13 protein-coding genes are annotated in these 19,697 nt (G+C 58.8%); all 13 read left to right on the top strand.

Annotation, left to right across the window (positions count from 1 at the left end; all coding sequences use genetic code 11):
• Nucleotides 1–180: 180 nt before the first annotated feature.
• The 13 genes from moaA (at nt 181) to ACEG18_RS03735 (ending at nt 19,534) form a co-directional block, all read left to right on the top strand.
• On the top strand, nt 181–1,236 hold the full coding sequence (moaA, locus tag ACEG18_RS03795; protein ID WP_372541299.1) for a GTP 3',8-cyclase MoaA: 1,056 nt from the start codon (nt 181–183) through the stop codon (nt 1,234–1,236).
• 4 nt (nt 1,237–1,240) lie between these two features.
• The gene (gene mobB / locus ACEG18_RS03790; protein ID WP_372541298.1) at nt 1,241–2,539 is read left to right on the top strand and encodes a molybdopterin-guanine dinucleotide biosynthesis protein B; all 1,299 of its coding nucleotides are present in this window, start codon (nt 1,241–1,243) and stop codon (nt 2,537–2,539) included.
• Nucleotides 2,540–2,710: 171 nt separating this feature from the next.
• Nucleotides 2,711–3,295 (top strand): histidine phosphatase family protein, encoded by a 585-nt coding sequence (locus ACEG18_RS03785; RefSeq protein WP_195404016.1) that lies wholly within the window; start codon nt 2,711–2,713, stop codon nt 3,293–3,295.
• 312 nt (nt 3,296–3,607) lie between these two features.
• Complete coding sequence (locus ACEG18_RS03780) at nt 3,608–4,453, top strand: PRD domain-containing protein (protein ID WP_117773146.1); 846 nt, start codon at nt 3,608–3,610, stop codon at nt 4,451–4,453.
• A gap of 118 nt (nt 4,454–4,571) precedes the next feature.
• On the top strand, nt 4,572–6,011 hold the full coding sequence (locus ACEG18_RS03775; RefSeq protein WP_372541297.1) for a PTS transporter subunit EIIC: 1,440 nt from the start codon (nt 4,572–4,574) through the stop codon (nt 6,009–6,011).
• A 647-nt stretch (nt 6,012–6,658) separates the two neighbouring features.
• A complete protein-coding gene (locus ACEG18_RS03770; protein ID WP_372541296.1) occupies nt 6,659–8,107 on the top strand; it encodes a glycoside hydrolase family 1 protein in 1,449 nt (482 codons plus the stop codon).
• Nucleotides 8,108–8,343: 236 nt separating this feature from the next.
• Nucleotides 8,344–9,624 carry an MFS transporter gene (locus ACEG18_RS03765; RefSeq protein WP_372541295.1) on the top strand — a complete coding sequence of 427 codons (1,281 nt, stop codon included), beginning with the start codon at nt 8,344–8,346 and terminating at the stop codon, nt 9,622–9,624.
• 224 nt (nt 9,625–9,848) lie between these two features.
• A complete protein-coding gene (locus tag ACEG18_RS03760; protein ID WP_372541294.1) occupies nt 9,849–10,670 on the top strand; it encodes an HAD family hydrolase in 822 nt (273 codons plus the stop codon).
• Nucleotides 10,671–11,174: 504 nt separating this feature from the next.
• Nucleotides 11,175–11,369, top strand: a complete 195-nt coding sequence (locus ACEG18_RS03755) for a hypothetical protein (RefSeq protein WP_372541293.1) — start codon at nt 11,175–11,177, stop codon at nt 11,367–11,369.
• 103 nt (nt 11,370–11,472) lie between these two features.
• Nucleotides 11,473–14,517, top strand: a complete 3,045-nt coding sequence (locus ACEG18_RS03750; protein ID WP_372541292.1) for a Spy0128 family protein — start codon at nt 11,473–11,475, stop codon at nt 14,515–14,517.
• The gene (locus tag ACEG18_RS03745; protein ID WP_372541290.1) at nt 14,510–16,180 is read left to right on the top strand and encodes a SpaA isopeptide-forming pilin-related protein; all 1,671 of its coding nucleotides are present in this window, start codon (nt 14,510–14,512) and stop codon (nt 16,178–16,180) included. The genes ACEG18_RS03750 and ACEG18_RS03745 overlap by 8 nt, the downstream gene beginning before the upstream one ends.
• Nucleotides 16,181–16,294: 114 nt before the next feature.
• A complete protein-coding gene (locus ACEG18_RS03740) occupies nt 16,295–18,049 on the top strand; it encodes an isopeptide-forming domain-containing fimbrial protein (protein ID WP_372541288.1) in 1,755 nt (584 codons plus the stop codon).
• Nucleotides 18,050–18,616: 567 nt separating this feature from the next.
• Nucleotides 18,617–19,534, top strand: coding sequence for a class C sortase (locus tag ACEG18_RS03735; RefSeq protein WP_372541287.1), 918 nt, complete (start codon nt 18,617–18,619; stop codon nt 19,532–19,534).
• The last annotated feature ends 163 nt before the right edge of the window (nt 19,535–19,697 follow it).

Raw genomic sequence — 19,697 nt, 5'->3', positions numbered from 1 at the left:
TTCGACGTTTTTGCCAAAAACGGGAAAAGCATCGAATGTTGCGATGGTTTGCGTTGAGGATGGGCTTGGGAAGCCGGTCTTGCTCGAAGCGACCTGTCCTGTCGTACGGGTGTCGGCATGATTCTCTCGTGGGGTATTATGTTTTCCGAAGAATAAAACGCCGCGTGAGGGGAGGGCTGCGTGGACGGGCACGTGCAACATGACGGCTTTGGCCGCGACATCAACTACCTGCGCATTGCCGTTACTGACAAGTGCAATTTCCGCTGCATTTACTGCATGCCGGCCGACGGCGTGGCGCCCCGTGCACACGACGAGCTGCTCAGCGCCGAGGAAATCGCCCGCTTTGTGCGTCTGGTAGCGGGGGAGGGCATTCGCAGCGTGCGCCTGACGGGTGGCGAGCCGCTGGTCAGCCGCCGTATCATTCCGCTCATTCGTGATATCCGCGCGATTCCGCAGATCGAGGACATCTCGCTTACCACCAATGGCGCCCTGCTGCCCAAGTTGGCGCCGCAGCTCAAAGACGCGGGGCTTAACCGCGTCAACATCTCGCTCGACACGCTCGACCCTACGCTGTTTGGAAAGATAACGCGCCTGGGTCGACTCGAGCAGACCATGGCCGGCATCGACGCGGCGCTGGCTTGGGGCTTTGAGCCCGTTAAGGTCAACTGCGTTGTGGTGCGCCGGCTCAACCAGGATGTGGCGGCTCTCGCGCGGCTGACCGTCGACCGCCCCATCCACCTGCGCTTTATCGAATACATGCCCATTGGCGACGAGCGCACGAGCTCGCATTGCGCTGTGGACCCGCATGCGCCTGCGCTCAATCCCGAGCTGTGGGATGCGAGCGACACCGTGCCGAGCGACGAGCTGCGGGCGCGCATCAATGCCGGGGCCGCCGCGGCGGGACTGGGCGAGCTCGAGCCGCTCGACATCAACGACGCTCCTGCCGGCGCGGGTCCTGCGCGCTATTGGCACTTTCCGGGCGCGGCGGGAACGGTCGGCTTCATTAGCGCCATGTCCAACCATTTTTGTGCGAATTGCAACCGTCTGCGCCTGACGGCAGACGGCAACGTGCGTCCGTGCCTGTTCAGCGATGCCGAGTATTCGGTGCGTGAGGCGCTGCGCCATGGTGATGATATGCAGGTACTTTCGATTTGGCGCGATGCCGTGGCCCACAAACCGCAGGAACACGCGATAATTGAGGGCACGCAACGATTTATGTCCCAAATCGGAGGATGATCATATGGCCAAGAGCAGGTACGCCGATGCCACCAAGGCCGCTCGCAGGGCCGCGATGTCTGCCCATAAAGTCACGGCTGCGGCCAGCGATGCCGTTGCAGGCGCGCAGCCGACTGCCAGCGCTGTCGCCGAGCCCGCCCGTGACGCCCGCCGCGACGAGCTGACACACGTGGACGCCAAGGGCGAGGTACGCATGGTCGACGTGTCCGACAAGGCCGAGACCCATCGCATCGCCATCGCCGAGGGCACCATCCTCATGCATCCCGAGACGCAGGCTATGGTGCTGCAGGACCGTGCCAAGAAGGGCGACGTGCTTGCCTGCGCGCGCGTGGCGGGCATCATGGCCATCAAACGCACGAGCGACATCATCCCCATGTGCCATCCGTTGCTCATTACCAAGAGCAAGTGCGACATTGCGCCCATCGCTGCGGCGGGGACGCCGGCCGAGGACGTGCCCGAGGGCTGGGCGCCGGCGCGCGCAGACGGGCAGGTTGGCTTTCACGTGCTGGTTACGGCCGGCGTAACGGGCAAGACGGGTATCGAGATGGAGGCGTTGACCGGCGCGAGTGCCGCGTGCCTTACGATCTATGACATGTGCAAGGCCGTCGATCGCGGCATGGAGATCGTCGACGTGCGCCTGCTGCACAAGGAGGGCGGCCGCTCGGGCATATGGGACCGCGCAGAGCGTCAGGCCGCTGCTGTTGAGGCCGTGGCCGCTGACGGTGCCGCGCCCGCGAGCGCACCCGTCGCCGTCGCACCCGCAGCTCCGACACCGGCCGTCCCTGCGATCGCGTTTATCGGCTACCAAAACTCGGGCAAGACCACGCTCGTCGAGAAGGTCATCGCCGAGCTCACCCGCCGTGGCCTGCGCGTGGGTTCGCTCAAGCATCACGGACACCACGGCTTCGATATCGACGTGCCCGCTAAGGACACCTGGCGCCATCACCAGGCCGGATCCAAGCACGTGGGCCTCATCTGCGCCACGCGCTGGGCGGAGTACGCCGACACGCGCGAGGAGGACGAGATGCCCGCGCGCGAGCTGCTGTCGCGCTACAACGATGTCGACGTGGTGATCATTGAGGGCTACAAGACCGAGGGCTTCGACAACATCGTGGTCGCGCGCTCCGGTGTCGACCGTCTGCGTGGCAAGAGCTCACTCGACCTGGTCGACGGTCACACGCTGGCCCTTGCCTGCAACGAAGCCCTGGCGCGTCAGGCCTTCGACGCCGGCTTTGCGACCCGAGCCATCAACATCAACGACGCCCGAGCCATCTGCGATCTGATCCAAGATCATCTGGCCTAAAACCTGCCAAAAAGGGACAGGTTTATTTTGGCAGGTTTTATCTGGGCAAACGTCATTTCCACCACAAAGGGGCCAGGCACCTTTGTGGTGGTTTTTGCAAAAAAGGCTTTGACTTAAAGTTGGCTCAAGGTGCAATAATCGCTGACAAACGATTGCGATTACGGAGGTCTCATGCCAAAACTGTACTTTATGCGTCACGGTCAAACGCTCTTTAACCTGCTTCGTCGCAAGCAGGGCTGGTGTGACTCGCCGCTTACCGAGCTGGGAATCGAGCAGGCTAAAACTGTCGGTGCGACCCTGCGAGGGCGTGGCCTTACGTTTGACCATGCGTACAGCTCTACATCCGAGCGTGCGTGCGACACGCTTGAGCTTGCGTTTCCCGGTCAGCCTTACGAGCGCGTCAAGGGCCTTAAGGAGTGGAACTTTGGTAAGTTTGAGGGCGCGAGCGAGGATTTGAATCCGCGCCTGCCGTACGGCGATTTTTACAAGCAGTATGACGGCGAGGGCGAAGACGAGTTTCGCGAACGCATGATGGCGACCATCACCGAGCTCATGCAGCGCCCTGGGCATGAGAGCGTGTTGTGTGTGAGCCATGGCGCCGCGGCGGCTCAGGTCATGCGCGGCGTGGGCGTGGAGCCGCTCAAGATGAAGAACCGCATCGGCAACTGCTGCGTGCTCGAGCTTGACTTTAATCCCGCCACCAGCACATTTGCTCTCGCAGATTTGTACAACCCCTACGGCACTCCGCGCGAGTAACATCGGGGCATCAGTCGAAACCACCACAAAGGGGCCAGGCACCTTTGTGGTGGTTTTGGCCTTGCCCTCGGCATTTGCCCAGATAAAACCTGCCAAAATAAACCTGTCCCTTTTTGGCAGGTACCGTTCGCGGGCGATTTCCTACCGTTCGGCGGACTTTCGTGCCGGTGGGCTTACGCTGCATGCAAGTTTCATCCTACAATCGCCCACGTGCTCACAAGTTTGTTACTCCTCGGGAGGCATCACTTGCGCATAATAGAAGACGAGGAATATCGCCCCGTCATCTAACGCCGATGTCCGAGGAGTTTTTTCATGCTCATTTTAAAGAAGATCAACAATAACGTTGCTCTTGCCGCCAGCGATGACGGCCGAGAGGTTGTTGTCTTTGGCAAGGGCATCGGTTTCCACGAGATGCCCTACGAGCTTGCCGATGAGTCTCTCATCCAGCGCAAATTCTATAACGTTCCCGAGAGCCTGCAGGATATGGTCGGTACGCTTCCCGACGACGTCCTGCTCGCCGCGAGCGACATTGCCTGCTTCGCGTCGCAGCAGCTTGGCTGCAAGCTATCCGGTGGCCTGCCCTTTATCCTGGCAGATCACCTGCAGTTTGCCGTTCAGCGCGACGACGACCAGCTCAGCGCTCCCAACCCGCTCGAGCACGAGGTGGCCTTCATCTACCCGCGCGAGCTCGAGATCGGCCAGGCCGCGCTCGCCATCGTGCAAAAGCACACCGGCGCCAAGCTGGGTCAGAACGAGGCCACGAGCATCGCGCTCCACATCGTTAACGCCGAGGTCGACGGCATGGGCCGCGCCAAGGACATGGACTTCATCATGAAGAGCACCCGCGTGCTCGACGAGGTGACCCATTCCGTGGAAAAGCAGCTTGGCTGCTCGCTCGACACGGCGTCGTATTGCTACATTCGCTTTCTTGCGCACCTGCGCTTTTTGGTCCGCCGCCTCTGCAAGGGTAAGTGCACGCAGACCGAGAATTCCTCGCTGTTCATGCAGGCCGCCCGCGATTTTCCCGAGGCCTACCAGTGCGCATATGCCATCAACCGCGTGTTCGAGAAAGAGTTTAAGCAGAGCTGCTCGGACGAGGAGCTTTTGTATCTGATGATGCATATCAACCGTCTGCGATCGGCTTCGCAGACCGAGTGAGTAAGGCCGCCAGCCTGGCGGCAATCGCAACAATTCTTTTTGGTTTCTAGCTGCGGGCAAGGTACCGGCTCGCGGTAGGGGATATTTTTGTCGAAATTTGGAAAAGAGAGGACAGATCATGGCAGGTAAATACGACGATCTTGCTTCCCAGATCGTAGAGCTGGTTGGCGGCAAGTCCAACGTCAAATGCGTCGCACACTGCATTACCCGCGTTCGTTTTAAGCTCAAGGACGAGTCGAAGGCCAATGACGAGGCAATCTCCGAGCTGCCCAACGTCATCAAGGTCATGCACGCCAACGGCCAGTACCAGGTTGTTGTGGGCAACATTGTCGAGGACGTCTACGACGCCGTTCTCAAGGCCGGCGGTTTTAGCGACGGCGGCGCCGTCGACGCCGATGACGACGATGCCGCTCCCAAGGGCGTTACCGATGTGATCATCGACCTCATCTCGGGCATCTTCGCCCCTATGCTCGGCACCTTCGCCGCTGCCGGTATCATGAAGGGCCTGCTGGCGCTCGCTACCTTCCTGGTCCCGAGCTTTGCCAACGACGGCGCCTACACGCTGCTCTACACCGTCGCCGACGGCATGTTCTACTTCCTGCCCGTGGTGCTTGGCTACACCGCGGCCAAGAAGTTCAAGATGAGCGAGTTCAACGGCATGGCCATCGCCTTTGCCCTGGTGTATCCCACCATGGTTGCCCTGACCTCGGGCGAGGTTGTCGGCTCCGTCGAGCTCGGCTTTGCCGGCACCTTCTCTTGGTACACCACGTTCCTGGGCCTGCCGCTCATCATGCCTGCCTCGGGTTACACCAGCTCCGTTATCCCCATCCTTCTCATGGTCTGGTTTGGCTCCACCCTCGAGCACTGGGTTAAGAAGTGGATGCCCGCTTCTATGAAGATGTTCTTCACCCCGCTGATCGTCGTCACCGTTACCGTCACCCTTGGCTACCTGGTCATTGGCCCCATCGCCACGCTCATCACCAACCTGCTCGGTGAGTTCTTCGCACTGCTGTTTGGCCTGCCCATGATCGGCTCCCTCCTGGGCTGCACCCTCGTCGGTGCCTTCTGGATGTGCCTGGTCATCTTTGGCTTCCACTGGTCGCTTGTGCCTATCGCGCTGGTCAACCTGTCCACTCTGGGCCATGACTACATCCTGGGCTCCGTTATCGCCCACTCCTTCTCGCTGGGCGCCGTGCTCTTTGCCATGTATCTCAAGAACAAGGACGAGAAGTTCCGCGGCATCGCGCTGCCGGCCATGATCTCCGCCTTCTTCTTTGGTGTCACCGAGCCCGCTATCTACGGTGTCGCCCTGCCCGATAAGAAAGCCTTCATCAACGCCAGCATCGGTTCTGCTGTGGGCGGCCTCATCATTGGTCTCTCCGGCGCCGTGGTGTACATGTCCGGTGGTCTGGGCGTCTTCAACTGGCTGTCCTTCATCGACCCCTCCGGTGTTAACGGCATCAACCACATGATCTGGGCTATCGTTGCCTCTTTCGTGGGTGCTGCCGTGGGCTTCGCGATCGAGTTTGTCACCTACAAGCCCGAGGCTGCCAAGTAACCCAAACGACAAAGACTCGGTACCAAGCCGGCGGGGGAGCGCCCCGCCGGCTTTTTTCAAAGGGGCTAGATGCCATGCGCTCGTCCGAGCGACTGCCCAAAATCAAAACCATGCCGGATTACGGGGCTGAAACGGTGAGTGCTGACCATACCCCGTTTTCCGTAAACTGACAAGCCTCCTACCTGCGGTTTTGTCCTTGCCGTTTCTGGCATGCTCAAGGGGCACTGGTTCTGCCCCGTAAACCGGCATGGTTTTGAACCTGCCAATAAGGGACAGGTTTATTTTGGTCGGTTTTATCTGGGCAAACGTCGTCTCCGTCAGCTCCGTCCGCATATCTTAAGCCGGCATAGTTTCGATCGGCCGGTCCGCGCGCGTCCCGCAACACGCCTCGCCACGAAACCGGCCTATCTACTACGTTTAGGTGGCAGGGGCTAAACACACGGCGGTTTTCCGAAAACTGTCAAGCCGTCTACCTGCGGTTTTATTTTTGACAATTGCGGCGTGGTCGGGGGTTCACGACTAAACGTAGTAGATGGGCCGGTTTCGTGGCGGCCGACTCAACGCGAACCCCGATCGGGGCGCAAATTACCTTGTGGACGCCGCTTCGGCATCCACGCAACATCCCAACACGTACGAAAGGAGCCAACATGGCTTTTCCCGATGGATTTCTGTGGGGCGGCGCCACTGCCGCCAATCAGTGCGAAGGCGGATACAACGAGGACGGCAAGGGCCTCGGCGTTCCCGACATCATGACCGGCGGCACGGTCTCCGAGCCGCGCCACATTACCGACGGCATTCTGCCCCAGTACCACTATCCCAGCCACGAGGCCGTGGATATGTACCATCACTACCTCGACGACATCAAGCTCTTTGGCGAGATGGGCTTTAAGTGCTACCGCATGTCCATCAACTGGAGCCGCATCTTCCCCAGCGGCGACGAGGCCGAGCCCAACCAGGCCGGCATCGAGTTCTACCGCCGCGTGTTCCAGGCCTGCCAGGAGCAGGGCATCGAGCCCATGGTCACCCTCAGCCACTACGAGCTGCCCTATGGCCTGTCCAAAAACTACGGCGGCTGGAAGAACCCCAAGCTCATCGATTTCTACCTCAACTACGCCCGCACCGTCATGACCGAGTACAAGGGCCTGGTGCGCTACTGGCTCACCTTTAACGAAATCAATTGCCTGCTCATGGGCGGCTTTGGCGGCGTGATGGGTGGCGGCATGGTGCCCGAGGCAACTGACACGCCCATGGCCTTTGGCAACTGCGATTGGGACGATCCGCAGGCGCGCTTCGACGCCCTGCACCATCAGTTCTTGGCGAGCGCCAAGTGCGTCACCATGGGCCATCAGATCGATCCCCAGAACAAGATCGGCTGCATGATTGCCGGCAATGCCTGCTATCCGCACACGTGTAATCCGGCTGACGTCCTGGCGGCGCAAAAGCAGCAGCGCGAGATGAACTTCTACTGCGGCGACGTGCAGGTGCGCGGTGCGTATCCCTCGTGGGCGCCCAGCGTGTGGCGCCGCGAGGGCGTGCACGTGGAGGTCTCGCCCGAGGACGCCGCCACGCTGGGCGCCGGCAAGGTCGACTTCTACAGCTTTAGCTACTACATGAGCGCCACGGCCACGGCCGGCCCGGTGCTGCTGGAGCAGGGCAACATCTTTGGTGGCGCCGGCAACGAGTACCTCAAGAAGAGCGATTGGGGTTGGGCGATCGACCCCGAGGGTCTGCGTTACTACCTGGAGGAGGTCTACGACCGCTACCAGGTGCCGCTGATGATCGTCGAGAACGGCCTGGGCGCGGTGGACGAGGTCGAGGCGGACGGTGCGATTCACGACGGCTACCGCATCGATTACCTGCGCGAGCATATCAAGCAGATGGAGATTGCCATCGAGGACGGCGTGGACCTGATGGGCTACACCATGTGGGGCTGCATCGATTTGGTGAGTGCCTCGACCGGCGAGATGAAGAAGCGCTACGGCTTCATCTACGTCGACAAGGACAACGACGGCAACGGCACGCTCGCCCGCAGCCGCAAGGACAGCTTCTTCTGGTACAAGAAGGTCATCGCCACCAACGGCGCCGATTTGGCCTAGCCAAGTCTCAACCAGCGTAAACGTCGCAACCACCACAAAGGGGCCAGGCACCTTTGTGGTGGTTTTTGCTTTGGTAGATGGTTGGGACATGCCTTACAATCTACCGAGTAGTTCATGACGGGCGAAAAACGGAGAGAAGGGGCTCGATGCGTCCTTAATGTTTCATGCGGATAGATTGATTTGACAGACGGTGGCGAATGCCCACCGCCCGTATTCGTATGAAACAAGGAGTCTCCATGCTCGCATCTCTTCTCTCAAAATCTCAACCTTCGCTGTCCGCGCAGGCTAAGCGCCTGGTGGCGATGCGCTTTCTCATCTACACCGGTTTTCAGACCAGCTACTTTATCGGCGTCATCGGAACGCTCACCTATGCGGACGGCGCTTCGGTCGTCGCGACATCGCTGGCCGTCCTGTTTATGAATGTATTTGTGATCCTGGGATCCTTTGCGGGTGGCGCGGCGCTTGACGCCTGGGGTCCGCGCCGCCATTTCTTGCTGAGCATCGTCGGCACGCTCGCAACTGGCACGGCAATCATCGCCTTTGGCAGCGCGACCGGCATCGTCCTGCTCGGCGCGGTGTTTCTGGGCTTTACGATGGGATTCGCCCAGCCCATTGCCACGTCCTATCCGGCCTACCTCACCGACAATCCTGTCGAGCTCAAAGACATCAACTCCGCCATTGCCATGTTCTCAAACGTGAGTATCATCGTCGGGCCCACGTTGGGTGGCTTTGTCGCGGCGGCTGCGTCGTCGCGCGCGGTGTTCGTGCTCATGATGCTCTTTACCGTGCTGGCACTCATCGCTGGCTGGGGCTTTAGGCCGCAAACCAGCCATGTCGCCGGGGATGCGGATGCCGATTCGGCAGAGGAAGGGGAGCGTGCGGGACAAAGCTCCAGCCCCAGCACGTCCGCCCGCGCCACCTTCGCAGCCAGCATCAAGACAGTCTTCACCAACAGCGTCCTCGCGCTACTTTTCTGCATCATTTTTCTCTCGAACTTTGGCTATGGAGCCTTCGATCCGCTCGAGTCGTTTTTCTATCGCGATGTCCTGCATGTCGGCGTTGAGTGGATGGGCTGGCTCTCGTCGGCCAGCGGTGTGGGCGCGGTGCTGGGCGCCGTGGTCGCGCTCCGCTTGCCGCCGCACCTGGTCAACCTTAAGACGCTGCTCGTGGCGCTCATGTCCGTGGGCCTAGGAAGTCTGCTCTATGTGGGGACGCCGTACGTGGGCGTGGCCCTCGTCGGCCAGATCGCCCTGGGCATAGCTTGGGGCGTCGTCAACCCGCTCCACAACACGATCGTGCAAACGACGGCCCCGCTCGAGCAGCTCGGTCGCGTGAACTCGGTCATGGGCTTTGGCAATATGTTCGCCGGCGTGGCGCCGCTGGCGATTGCCCCGTGGCTGGCGGCAACATTTGGCGTACAACGGACACTCGTAGGGGCGGGCATGGTCGTGACGGCGGTCCCTGCGGCGTTGCTGCTGTTTGGACGCCGGCATTTGGATCGTGCCGCAAAGCAGTAAAAACCATCACAACATTCGATGAAAATCGCGATTTTGCCGAAAAACGTCGAATGTTGTGATGGCTTGCGCTCCGGGCTAGGCCATTCTGCGAGTCCGGCCACCACAAAGGGGCCAGGCGCCTTTGTGGCGGTTTTTGCTTTGACGGGCCGCGCCTGTGCCTTGGTATACCATGTACGCCGTTCACGAATACACTCCACACCGCCGCACGACCCAGAAAGGCCCCCATGGACACCACCTTCAGCCACATCAAAGCCGTGTTCTGTGATATCGACGGCACGCTGCTCACGAGCCGGCACACGGTGTCCCCGCGCACCGTGGCGGCGATTCGCGCCCTGCGCGAGCGCGGCGTGCTCTTTGGCCTGTGCACCGGGCGCGACGCCCACGCGACCGAGGCCATGTACGAGCTCTGGGGCATCGAAGGCCTGGTGGACGTGCTCGTGGGCTGCGGCGGCGCCGAGGTCATCGACCGCGCGCACGACATCAACGAGCTGAGCTATCCGCTGCCGGGCGAGACCATCGCGCGCATCTGCAAGCACATGGCGGACCTTCCGGCAACGCCCGTCTGCCCCCGAGACGGCGTGTTCTACGTGCCCGAGAGCAACGCGTACGTCGAGCACCTGTCGCGCGTCGACGGCGTACCTTACAAGGTGGTCGATTTTGCCGAGTTTTTGCGCGAGCCGCAGCCCAAGGTGATGTTTACCATGGCGCCCGAGGTGATGCCGCGGGTGATTGAGCGGGCGTCGACGTTTGCCGATAACACTGTTAAGGCGGCGGCTCTGCAAACCACGCAGCGGCTCTACGAGTTTATGGATCCGCGCGTGTCCAAGACGCGCGGCCTTGTGCGTGTGGCGGAGCTCAACGACATGGAGCTCCAGAACATCTGCGTGTTTGGCGATGCCGATAACGACACCTGCATGGTGGCCGACGCCGGCGTGGGCGTGGCCATGGCAAACGGCAGCGACGCCACCCGTGCCGCCGCCGATTTTGTAACCGCCAGCAACGACAAAGACGGCATCGCGATCTTTATCGAGGAACATCTGCTGTAGCGCCGGGGGAGAGCCACCACAAAGGGAATAGGCACCTTTGTGGCGGCCTCAGGCGATTTGGGCGAAATGATGCCTAAAATCTGCGCGAAAATTCAAATATAGTTGTCTGAACATCACGCTTCTAACTACCGATGGGTTAAAGATATTCTCATCAGTTTGGTAGGATATTCCTTCCGGTTAATGACCTACCGCTCACGGTCGATTTTCGACCGTTCACAGGATGTTTGCTCTTGAGCAAAATGTTGTGCAAATAAATCTAATGCCATTAAAAAATAATACGCAACTAAATTACCAGCAGAAACAAAAAATAGATAGCGAATAAACGAAGGTAAATCTGAGCAAATGTCAAGAGAATTGAGAACTCGCTACAAAAATGTCGGTTTTGTTGCTCAGATGTTTAAACAATCGTTATAATTGCATTACTAAACGAGCGCAATTACAGATTGCGCAGATACGTTTGATGGTGAAAGAGCAAGATCGCGGTCTCTTGGGGAGGAGACATCGATGAAAGCGAATTCGGACAAATCTAAGCAGAGTAATAAAACGACGCGCCGTGTGCTGGCAGGCGTTTTGTGCGGAGCCTCCGTTTTGAGCCTGGTACTGTCGCTCGTCATGCCTCCGATCTCGCAGGCCATTGCCAACGATGGTCAGGCAGCTCCTACCGAGGAAACTGTGATGGGGGGGGGGTTCCTCAAGTGAGTCTACTGATGTAGACAACACCAACAACGGGGATACCGAAAGGCAGGATAACAACGACGTCAAGAATGACGAAGTCTCTGGCGACGCTGGTGCGGCGAGCCTGTTGTCCGATGACGCAGGGGTTGAGGATGCTGTACAGCCTGCGGATGACAGTGCTAATGATGAGGGCGATATTGCTCTAGCTGTGGAAGACGCGGACGGATATACGCAGATTAATACAGCGCAGGACCTCTACGATTACCTTCAAAAAGATAAAAAAACCGGCAAGTTTCGCCTGAATGCCGATGTCGAGTATGCAAGTGACATTACGTTGGGCGCAGGTGAGGTGACCTTAGATTTAAATGGTCACAAGATTAAGCATAATGGCACCGAACCAGGTCGCAACAACATGTCCATGTTCAATGTGCCTGCGGGCGCGACGCTCACGATTGAGGATCTGCAGCAGGCGGCTGATAACAAGTTCGAGCAGGGTGGCGACAAAAACGGCAACCTTGCTAAGCTCGATTACGACGGCACAACGCCCAGTAAGCTCACATACTACGTGACTGAGTCGACTTCGAGTGACACTGCTACTACCGAGACCCTTTTCAGGCACGAGGTTGACATCAATGGCGCCATCGTGGGCACCACTACTGGCTCCACAATGAAGCTCATCGACGTCTATGCGGGTGGTACGTTTAACCTTCAGAGCGGCGTACTGACCACGGCTCAGGACGCAAATGTTCGCCACCTGATTTATGCCGAGAACGGCTCTAACGTCACCATGAGTGGCGGATACGTTTGTGGTGCTTCTATGGGCAGAGATGGTGCTGGTGCTGGAATTCATGTCGATGGCTCAACCCTGGTGATCTCTGGCGGCGTAATCGCTGGTAACTATGCCCCCAGTGGCGGCGGCGTTTATGCCATGAATTCTACGGTAAACATGGTTGGCGGTATTATCTCCGGCAACGGTACAAATAGTTATCAAAGAGGTTATGGCGCGGGAATTTGTGCTGTGGACTCTATGGTGACCATTACGAATGGTCACATCACCAATAACAAATATCAGTTCTACCAGGACACTGAGAATGACTGGGGGCATCTCGGTTTCGGTTGTCACGGTGGTGGCGGCATTGCTGCCTTTAGCTCCACTGAAGGACAGAAAAAAGGCGGTCTGGTTATTAGCGGCGGCTACATCACGGGCAACTACTCTGCCGAGGCTGGCGGCGGCGTTTATGCTGGCGCTTGGAATAAACCTCTTTCCGGGTTTACGTTTTCTGGTGGAACCATCGCCAGCAATGTGGCGCAAAACTCGGAGGGTGGCGGTATCCGTATCGCTGCGCCTACCACTGGCGAGTTCAACGTTCCTCTTGGCGCGAAGGCATATATTACCAACAACACAACCAATGCAACCAACGACTGGGGCGGCGGTGGCGTATTCGTCCAGGGCAGCAGCGACAACAACGTTCAGCCGGCAAGGCTCGAGATATATAACGCGCTGATTACCAAGAATCATGCCAATGGCTTTGGCGGCGGGTTTGCCGCTTGCCCGACTGGTAAGACTGCCATTACCGATACCAATGGCATCGCGATTTTCAGTAATTCTGACGGTAAACCTGACGGTAGTTATAACCGATCGGGTGGCTCTAACGGGAAGAGCGAGGACTGGGATTTCAATAAGGATAATGATAAGGGCGGCGAAATAACTGAAGACTTTAAAATAGCCGGTCACCAGGATCTTTTTCTTATTCGCGATGGTGCTAACCCTGAATCGCTGCCGTATATCGCTGCCGTAACTGGACAAATGCTTGGTGGCGGAGCTGCTAACTGGTCGGGCACGATCGACAAAACACCAACGTCTATCGGCAAGTACGAGGGCGCCCAAGCTAAGTACATGATTGGCCTTAAATCTGACCCGATTAAGGAAGATATGGATGCTGCTACCGCGGCTGCGTCCCTCTTCATCACGGGCAACAGATCCAACATTCACGGTGGCGGCATCATGACCAACGGCTACGTAATCGCTGGCTCCACCACGCAGGTGAACGTGTACCCCAAGATGAAGCTCAACGGCACTAAGGCACTGACGGGTCGCAAGCTTAAGAAAGAAGAGTTCAAGTTCCAGCTGCTCAAGCAGAACAAGATTACTAAAGATAATGGTGAGATTTCACTTACAGTCCCGAGCTTTGACGAGGACAAGGACGGCAAACTCAAACTGCAGCTCAATGGCTGCTCAAAAATTGGCGATGGGGTCACGAACAACGCTGACGGTAGCTTTGCCTTTGATTTGGGCAGGGTCTACTCCGATGGCCCGGTTGTCTACTACCTAGTTGAGGATCCCGGTGACAAGCCCGTTTCTGGTGTGACTTACGACAAGACTATCTACAAGATTGAGTTTGAAACAAAGGTGGACCAGACACAGGAGGTGCTGGACATTACTTACACCTACTACTCGGTTGATAAAGTAAAGGTCACTAATCTCACCAACGGGGGCTCGATGGAGGTCAACCCGCACGATGGCAGTAATGTGTCCGTTAATCTCACGAACGATAAGACCTTTACTAATGCATACACAGCCGAGGGCTCTTGGACGCCTCAGGTGACCAAGAAGGTCGATGGCGGCGAGATGAAGAAGTTTAAGTTTGACCTTGCGAACGACGAGAGCTTCACCAATCCGGAAACGGTAATAGTCGATCCGTCGAAAGCTACAACCGACGAAAACGACAACGAGACTGCGCCGGTCAAATTCGCGACAAAGGACTATGAGCTCAAGGACCTTGAAAATGGATCTAAGACCTTCACGTACTACGTGCGCGAGGAGGGCGAAAGCTCGACCTATCCGCATTACAAGTTTGATCAGTCGGTCTATAGGTTCAAGGTTGTGGCAACGGATAACACCAAAGGAAGGATCGACTGTGCGGTGACCTACATGAAGGGAACCGTTGGCTCCGATGGCGAGTGGAAACCAGACCCCGATGCCAAAGAACAGAACCTCACCGACACCTCTAACCCCACCTTTACCAACACCTACTCCACCTCTTTGCCCCTTTCTGGTATGTCGGGCGTCACTCTGACGTACCTTGCCGGCGCGGCGGTGCTTTGCGCTGCTGCGGCCTGGATGCACATTCGTCGCAAGGCGAATGCGAAGGGAGGCGAGCGTCGTGAATAAGAAAGTTTGCTCCTTCCCGATCTTGTTTGCGCTGCTTGCCCTCTTGATTGGCACCTGCGCGGTTGTGTTCCCCGCATCCGCGCAGGCCGCGCCGACCTCGACCGGTTCCATCACGGTGAGCGGCACCGTGGCGAGCAGCTACGACGCCTCTCAGATCTTTAGCGCCAACGTCGTCGACGGCGACAGCGACGCCAAGATCGCCACCGATCTCGCCTGGGCAAGCGACGACGCGCGCGACGCCGCGCTGCCTGTGCTGCACAGCGCCGGCATGCCCAATTCCCAGACCACCGCGCAGGAAGCTGCCGAGTGGCTCAACTCCGATTCCCACCTTACGAGCGCGCTGAGCGCACAGCTTGCTCGTTCCCTCCAGAGCTCTGGCGCCGTGTCTGTGGCCCTTAACGCAGGCACGACGGCCGAGCTGCCCTGCGGCTACTGGCTCATCGTCGCCGACGACGACGCCATCTCCCAGAACGAGGCCGGCACCGCGCCGATCATGGCCCTGGTGGGCGGCAGCGCCGTCACCGTCAAGCCCAAGGCCGCGACCCCCAAGGTCGCCAAGCACGTGCTGGAGGACAGCACCGCCGCCTGGCAGAAGGCCGCCGACGCCACGGTCGCCGACGACCTGTACTGGCGCCTCTCCGCCACGGTCCCGGCGGGCCTTGCCGCCTACGACACCTATACGGTGCGGTTCGTCGACACCATGAGCGCGGGGCTCGACCCCTCCAAGGTGGCCGCGAGCGTGCGCGTGTACGTGGCGGCGGGCGCGGACGGCGGCTTCGACGCCGTCCCGACCGGCAAGGACGGCCGCGCCGGCACCAAACCCGCGAAGGGCTGGACCGACATCACGGCCCAGTGCGCCACCAGGGTAGCGGCCGACGGCAAGACCTTCACCGTGCGCACCGGCGACCTGATCGCCGCGCTCGGCGGGGCCGACGCCTTCACCGCGGGCGCCCGCGTGGTCGCCGTGTACAACGCGCCGCTCAACAGCGCGTGCAACCACGGCATCGCGAAGGGCAACCCCAACGAGGTCTACCTGCGCTACCCCCGCTCTCCCTTTGCCGATCAGTCCGGCGACGCCGGCTTCACCCGCACGCCGAGCGATGACGCGTGCGCCTACACCTGGGATCTCGCGCTCACCAAGCGCGGCAGCGACGGCGACAAGCCGCTTGCCGGGGCGGTCCTGAGCATCGCCGACGACCGCGGCCGCACGCTAGCGGCCGACGGCACGTGGGATGCGGAGGGCAAGGCCACCGTCGCCACGGGCGAGGACGGCCGCGTGACCGTCTCGGGCGTGGACTCGGGCAAGCTGGAGGTCCGCGAGCTCAAGGCGCCCAAGGGCTACAAAACCTTTGAGGGCGCGCGCTCCGTGACGGTCAAGGCCGAGGGTCTGGACGTCGACCAGGTGGCCGCCGCCAAGCCCAAACTCACCATCACGGCTGAGTCGCCCCTGCGCGCCGACAGCGCGGACGGGTCGACGGGCAGCCTGGAGGCGTCGCTCATCAACACGCCCACCGGCACACCCCCTATCATTACCACCGGAGGCTTTATGCCCTCGACTGGCGATATGGCAATGTACGCCGCGGCCGCCGCAGCGGTCGCCGGAGCCGCGCTCATCGTGGTCGCGCTCCTGGTCAAGCGGGGAGGTGGCAGCCATAAAGAGTAGCTGGCAGCCCCACAGAGAGCGGGGCGAGACGTAGCGAAGTAAATGCTAAGACACAGACAGACAGATTTAGATCAAATGGAATTCGAGCAGAAAGCAGAGGAAAAGAAGATGAGCATGAGCAAGAACATCGCGCGCCTGGCAGTAACCGCCGGCCTCACAGCAGCGCTGAGCTTCGGCGGCGTCATGGCCCCGGTGACGATGGCGTTTGCTGAGGGTACGACTGCTACGACCAATAGCATCACGATCAAAAAGAAGAACGATAATGGCAACGTGAAGTACAAGGCCTACCAGATTTTCGAGGCCGATGTCGTGGATGAGAGCGGCAAGACTGGCAAGACTGACAAGGTCGTTTCGAATGTTAAGTGGGCAACTGGCGTTGGGGAGACGACGCAAAAAGCCATTATTAAGGCCATCAACGACTATAATAAAAATGAAGCAGACAATCTGAAAACCGATGCCAGCCCGCAGGATGTTGCCAATTGGCTGACTGCCAACATTACCGGGACCACAAACACGACGGTTCTCAAAGACACCGATTTGCTCAATACGCTTGCTGGACTGGTTGCGAAGGAAGTCACTCCGACCAATCCGACCAATCCGACGGGCATTACGGATGGTTCGTTTGCGGCGGACACCAAGGTTTCTTTCGATAAATCCGGTTATTACCTGTTTCTGACTGACGCGGGCACTTTGCCTTCGGATGAGTCGAAGACCGACAGCAAGAATACTGCCACTTCGCCGATTTATGCCGTCGTGGGCGCCGGCGATGTAGAGGTTACCGAGAAGACCAGTATCCCTACGGTCAATAAACAGGTTCTCGATGCTACTGCCGGGAAAGGCAGCTGGAAGAACGTGGGCGACGCCTGGATTGGCCAGGTAATCGACTATAAGTTGACCGGTACTGTTGCGAGCAATATTGCCTCGTATGATGAGTACAAGTATAAGTTCCAGGACCATCTCTCTGTTGGACTGGACGCCGACTTGAGTACCGTTAAAGTTACTATTGGCGATATTACCATCCCTCTTGTAGATGATTCTCAGTCCGCAAATGGCTATACGGCAAGTCTTACGGAAACCTGGGACGATTCCGGGAAATCTACGGGCCATGATCTGACGATTTCCTTCGTTAACCTCAAGGCTGCTGCGGAGGCCAAGGGTGTTAAACTCAATGAGAATTCCGAGGTCGTTGTGGAATACAAAGCAACGCTGACTGAGAAGGCTGAATATACTGCCGCCGGTAACACCAATGAGGTTAAGCTTGTCTATTCTAATAACCCCATGGTTGACAGTACTGGCACCTCCACGTCGAAGCGAGTTACTGACCATGTCTTCCGCCTGGATGTGACCAAGGTCGAAAAGGATAACGAGGGCCAAAAACTTGAAGCTACCTTCCAAGTTAAAATGACCAAAGAGGGAAATACTCCGCTTGAGACTAAAAAGTGGCTGACCCAAACTGGCGGCATTACCGACAAAGAGGAAAAGGCCGGAAAATTCACGACCAGCAAGGGCACTGGCAAGATTTATATCCCTGGTCTTGTTGCAGGAACGTATGAGATTACCGAATGCAATACTCCTGCTGGTTACAACACCCTTGCTCCGTTTACCATTACGGTGGATCCGACATACGACAAGGATGGCAATCTGACGGGACTCGATGTAACGCCCAGCAATACCGAAATGGTTACTCCCAGTACTACAAATGACGCGACCATTCCTGTCACCATCAAGAACAAGAAGGGCTCCGGCCTCCCGCTGACCGGCCTTAACGGCGTGACGTTCACTTGGATCGCTGGTGGCGCGGTGCTGTGCATCGGCGTGGCGCACCTCATCCGCAGCCGTAAGCAGGCTGAGGAGTCCGAGCAGGAGTAACGCTCGCTCACCCATCCCTTTGGCAGGTGGGATGTGATGGCCATGAGACTTGCGGACACTTTTCTCGTCCATCGGCGTTCTTGCTTTGCCATTCTCTTTTCGGGGCAGACTCCGCGCTGGAGTCTGCCCCGTTTTTTTTGGGATAACGCAGCCAGCCTCCATCGTCCGATGCGGGCACGTTCGTCATCGCGTTTCTTGACTCGTATGAGGTTCGGTTTAAGGTCCGTAGGCGCACGCGCGGTGCGGACGGTAGAAGGCATTTGCGCCGCAACAAGCGCAAATAAGAATGCCCGGGGGTCGGATCCCGGGCATTTAACAAAAGCTGAAAACTAGGCCGCCCGCGCTCTCGTACACTTACGCGGGGTGCGTCGTTTTCTATTGACATTGTATCCCGAATCGCCCAGCCGATTCGGGACATTTTGAAAACGCAAATGCTGGCCTATGCTCGCGCCGCACAATGCTGTCTAGCTGCGTTGTCCGGCGCGAAAGCTCGCAATTCGGCTATTATTTGTTTAGACAACTTGAGTTGTAGAGGAGTGACCGGCGATGGTGCAGGGCGCCAAACATATGAAGAGCAATAACGCCGCGGCCAACGGTGGCTCAAGCCCTCAGCCCAAACCTCAACCAAAACCTAAGCGCCGCCGCAAGCGACTGCCGCGCTGGGCCGACCGGCTCATCACCATCGTCATCATCCTTATTGGCGTGGGCCTTATGACCTGGCCGTGGATCCTGGACCGGCTCGAGGCCTCGGGCGTGTTCAACCAGATCAGCACGGTGTCCAGCACCGTGGACGCGCTGTCTGCCGAGGGGCGCGAGCGCATCCTGCTCCAGGCGCGCTCCTTTAACGAGCAGCTGGCGGGCGAGGCCACCGAGCTTCCGGCCGACCAGATTGAGCCCTACGCCCAGCAGCTCATCTTTGACCGCGACCCCATGATGAGCTGGGTCGAGATCCCCTCCATCGACGTGAGCATGCCCATCTACCACGGCACGAGCGAAGAAGTCCTTATGGCGGGCGTCGGCCACCTGGAGGGCACGAGCCTGCCGGTGGGCGGCACCTCGACGCATTGCGTGCTCACCGCGCACTCGGGCATGCGCAACCTGAGCATGTTCGACGACATCCACTCGCTGGAGCCCGGCGACCTGGTGCTGCTGCACACCATGAACAAGACGCTCGCCTACAAGATGGTGGACTCCGAGGTGGTGCTGCCCGAGGAGATGGAGTCGCTGACCATCGAGCCCGGCGCCGACAAGGTGACGCTCGTCACCTGCACGCCCTACGGCGTGAACGACCATCGCCTGCTGGTGCATTGCGTGCGCACCAAGTACAACAAGAAGGACGTCGACAAGCAAAAGTCGCTGGCCGGCCGCCACTGGGGCAAGCGCGAGTTTGCCGTGCTCATCGTGGTCGTAGCCATTGTGCTGTTGCTGCTGGACATCGTGATCCACGCGGTCCGCAAGCGCCGCAAGGCCAAGGCCTCGGCATAAGACATTCTTCAGAACCACCACAATGGGGACAGGCACCTTTGTGGTGGCCGGGACTCCCGAACCATCACAACATTCGATGAAAATCTCGATTTTGGCGAAAAGCGTCGAATGTTGTGATGGTCTTCGTTGCGGGCGGCGCGGTTTTCGCTGCGGGCGCGACGGT

The sequence above is a fragment of the Collinsella aerofaciens genome (assembly GCF_041537385.1).
In the GTDB taxonomy this organism is placed as follows: Bacteria; Actinomycetota; Coriobacteriia; order Coriobacteriales; family Coriobacteriaceae; genus Collinsella; species Collinsella aerofaciens_BV.
The sequence above is the reverse complement of the archived record's forward strand: the minus strand, read 5'-3'. Positions and strand labels throughout refer to the sequence as shown.

Coding starts and splice junctions, on each gene's coding strand:
- mobB (WP_372541298.1), top strand. CDS start 1,241: ATGGCCAAGAGCAGGTACGCCGATGCCACCAAGGCCGCTCGCAGGGCC.
- ACEG18_RS03785 (WP_195404016.1), top strand. CDS start 2,711: ATGCCAAAACTGTACTTTATGCGTCACGGTCAAACGCTCTTTAACCTG.
- ACEG18_RS03780 (WP_117773146.1), top strand. CDS start 3,608: ATGCTCATTTTAAAGAAGATCAACAATAACGTTGCTCTTGCCGCCAGC.
- ACEG18_RS03775 (WP_372541297.1), top strand. CDS start 4,572: ATGGCAGGTAAATACGACGATCTTGCTTCCCAGATCGTAGAGCTGGTT.
- ACEG18_RS03770 (WP_372541296.1), top strand. CDS start 6,659: ATGGCTTTTCCCGATGGATTTCTGTGGGGCGGCGCCACTGCCGCCAAT.
- ACEG18_RS03765 (WP_372541295.1), top strand. CDS start 8,344: ATGCTCGCATCTCTTCTCTCAAAATCTCAACCTTCGCTGTCCGCGCAG.
- ACEG18_RS03760 (WP_372541294.1), top strand. CDS start 9,849: ATGGACACCACCTTCAGCCACATCAAAGCCGTGTTCTGTGATATCGAC.
- ACEG18_RS03755 (WP_372541293.1), top strand. CDS start 11,175: ATGAAAGCGAATTCGGACAAATCTAAGCAGAGTAATAAAACGACGCGC.
- ACEG18_RS03740 (WP_372541288.1), top strand. CDS start 16,295: ATGAGCAAGAACATCGCGCGCCTGGCAGTAACCGCCGGCCTCACAGCA.
- ACEG18_RS03735 (WP_372541287.1), top strand. CDS start 18,617: ATGAAGAGCAATAACGCCGCGGCCAACGGTGGCTCAAGCCCTCAGCCC.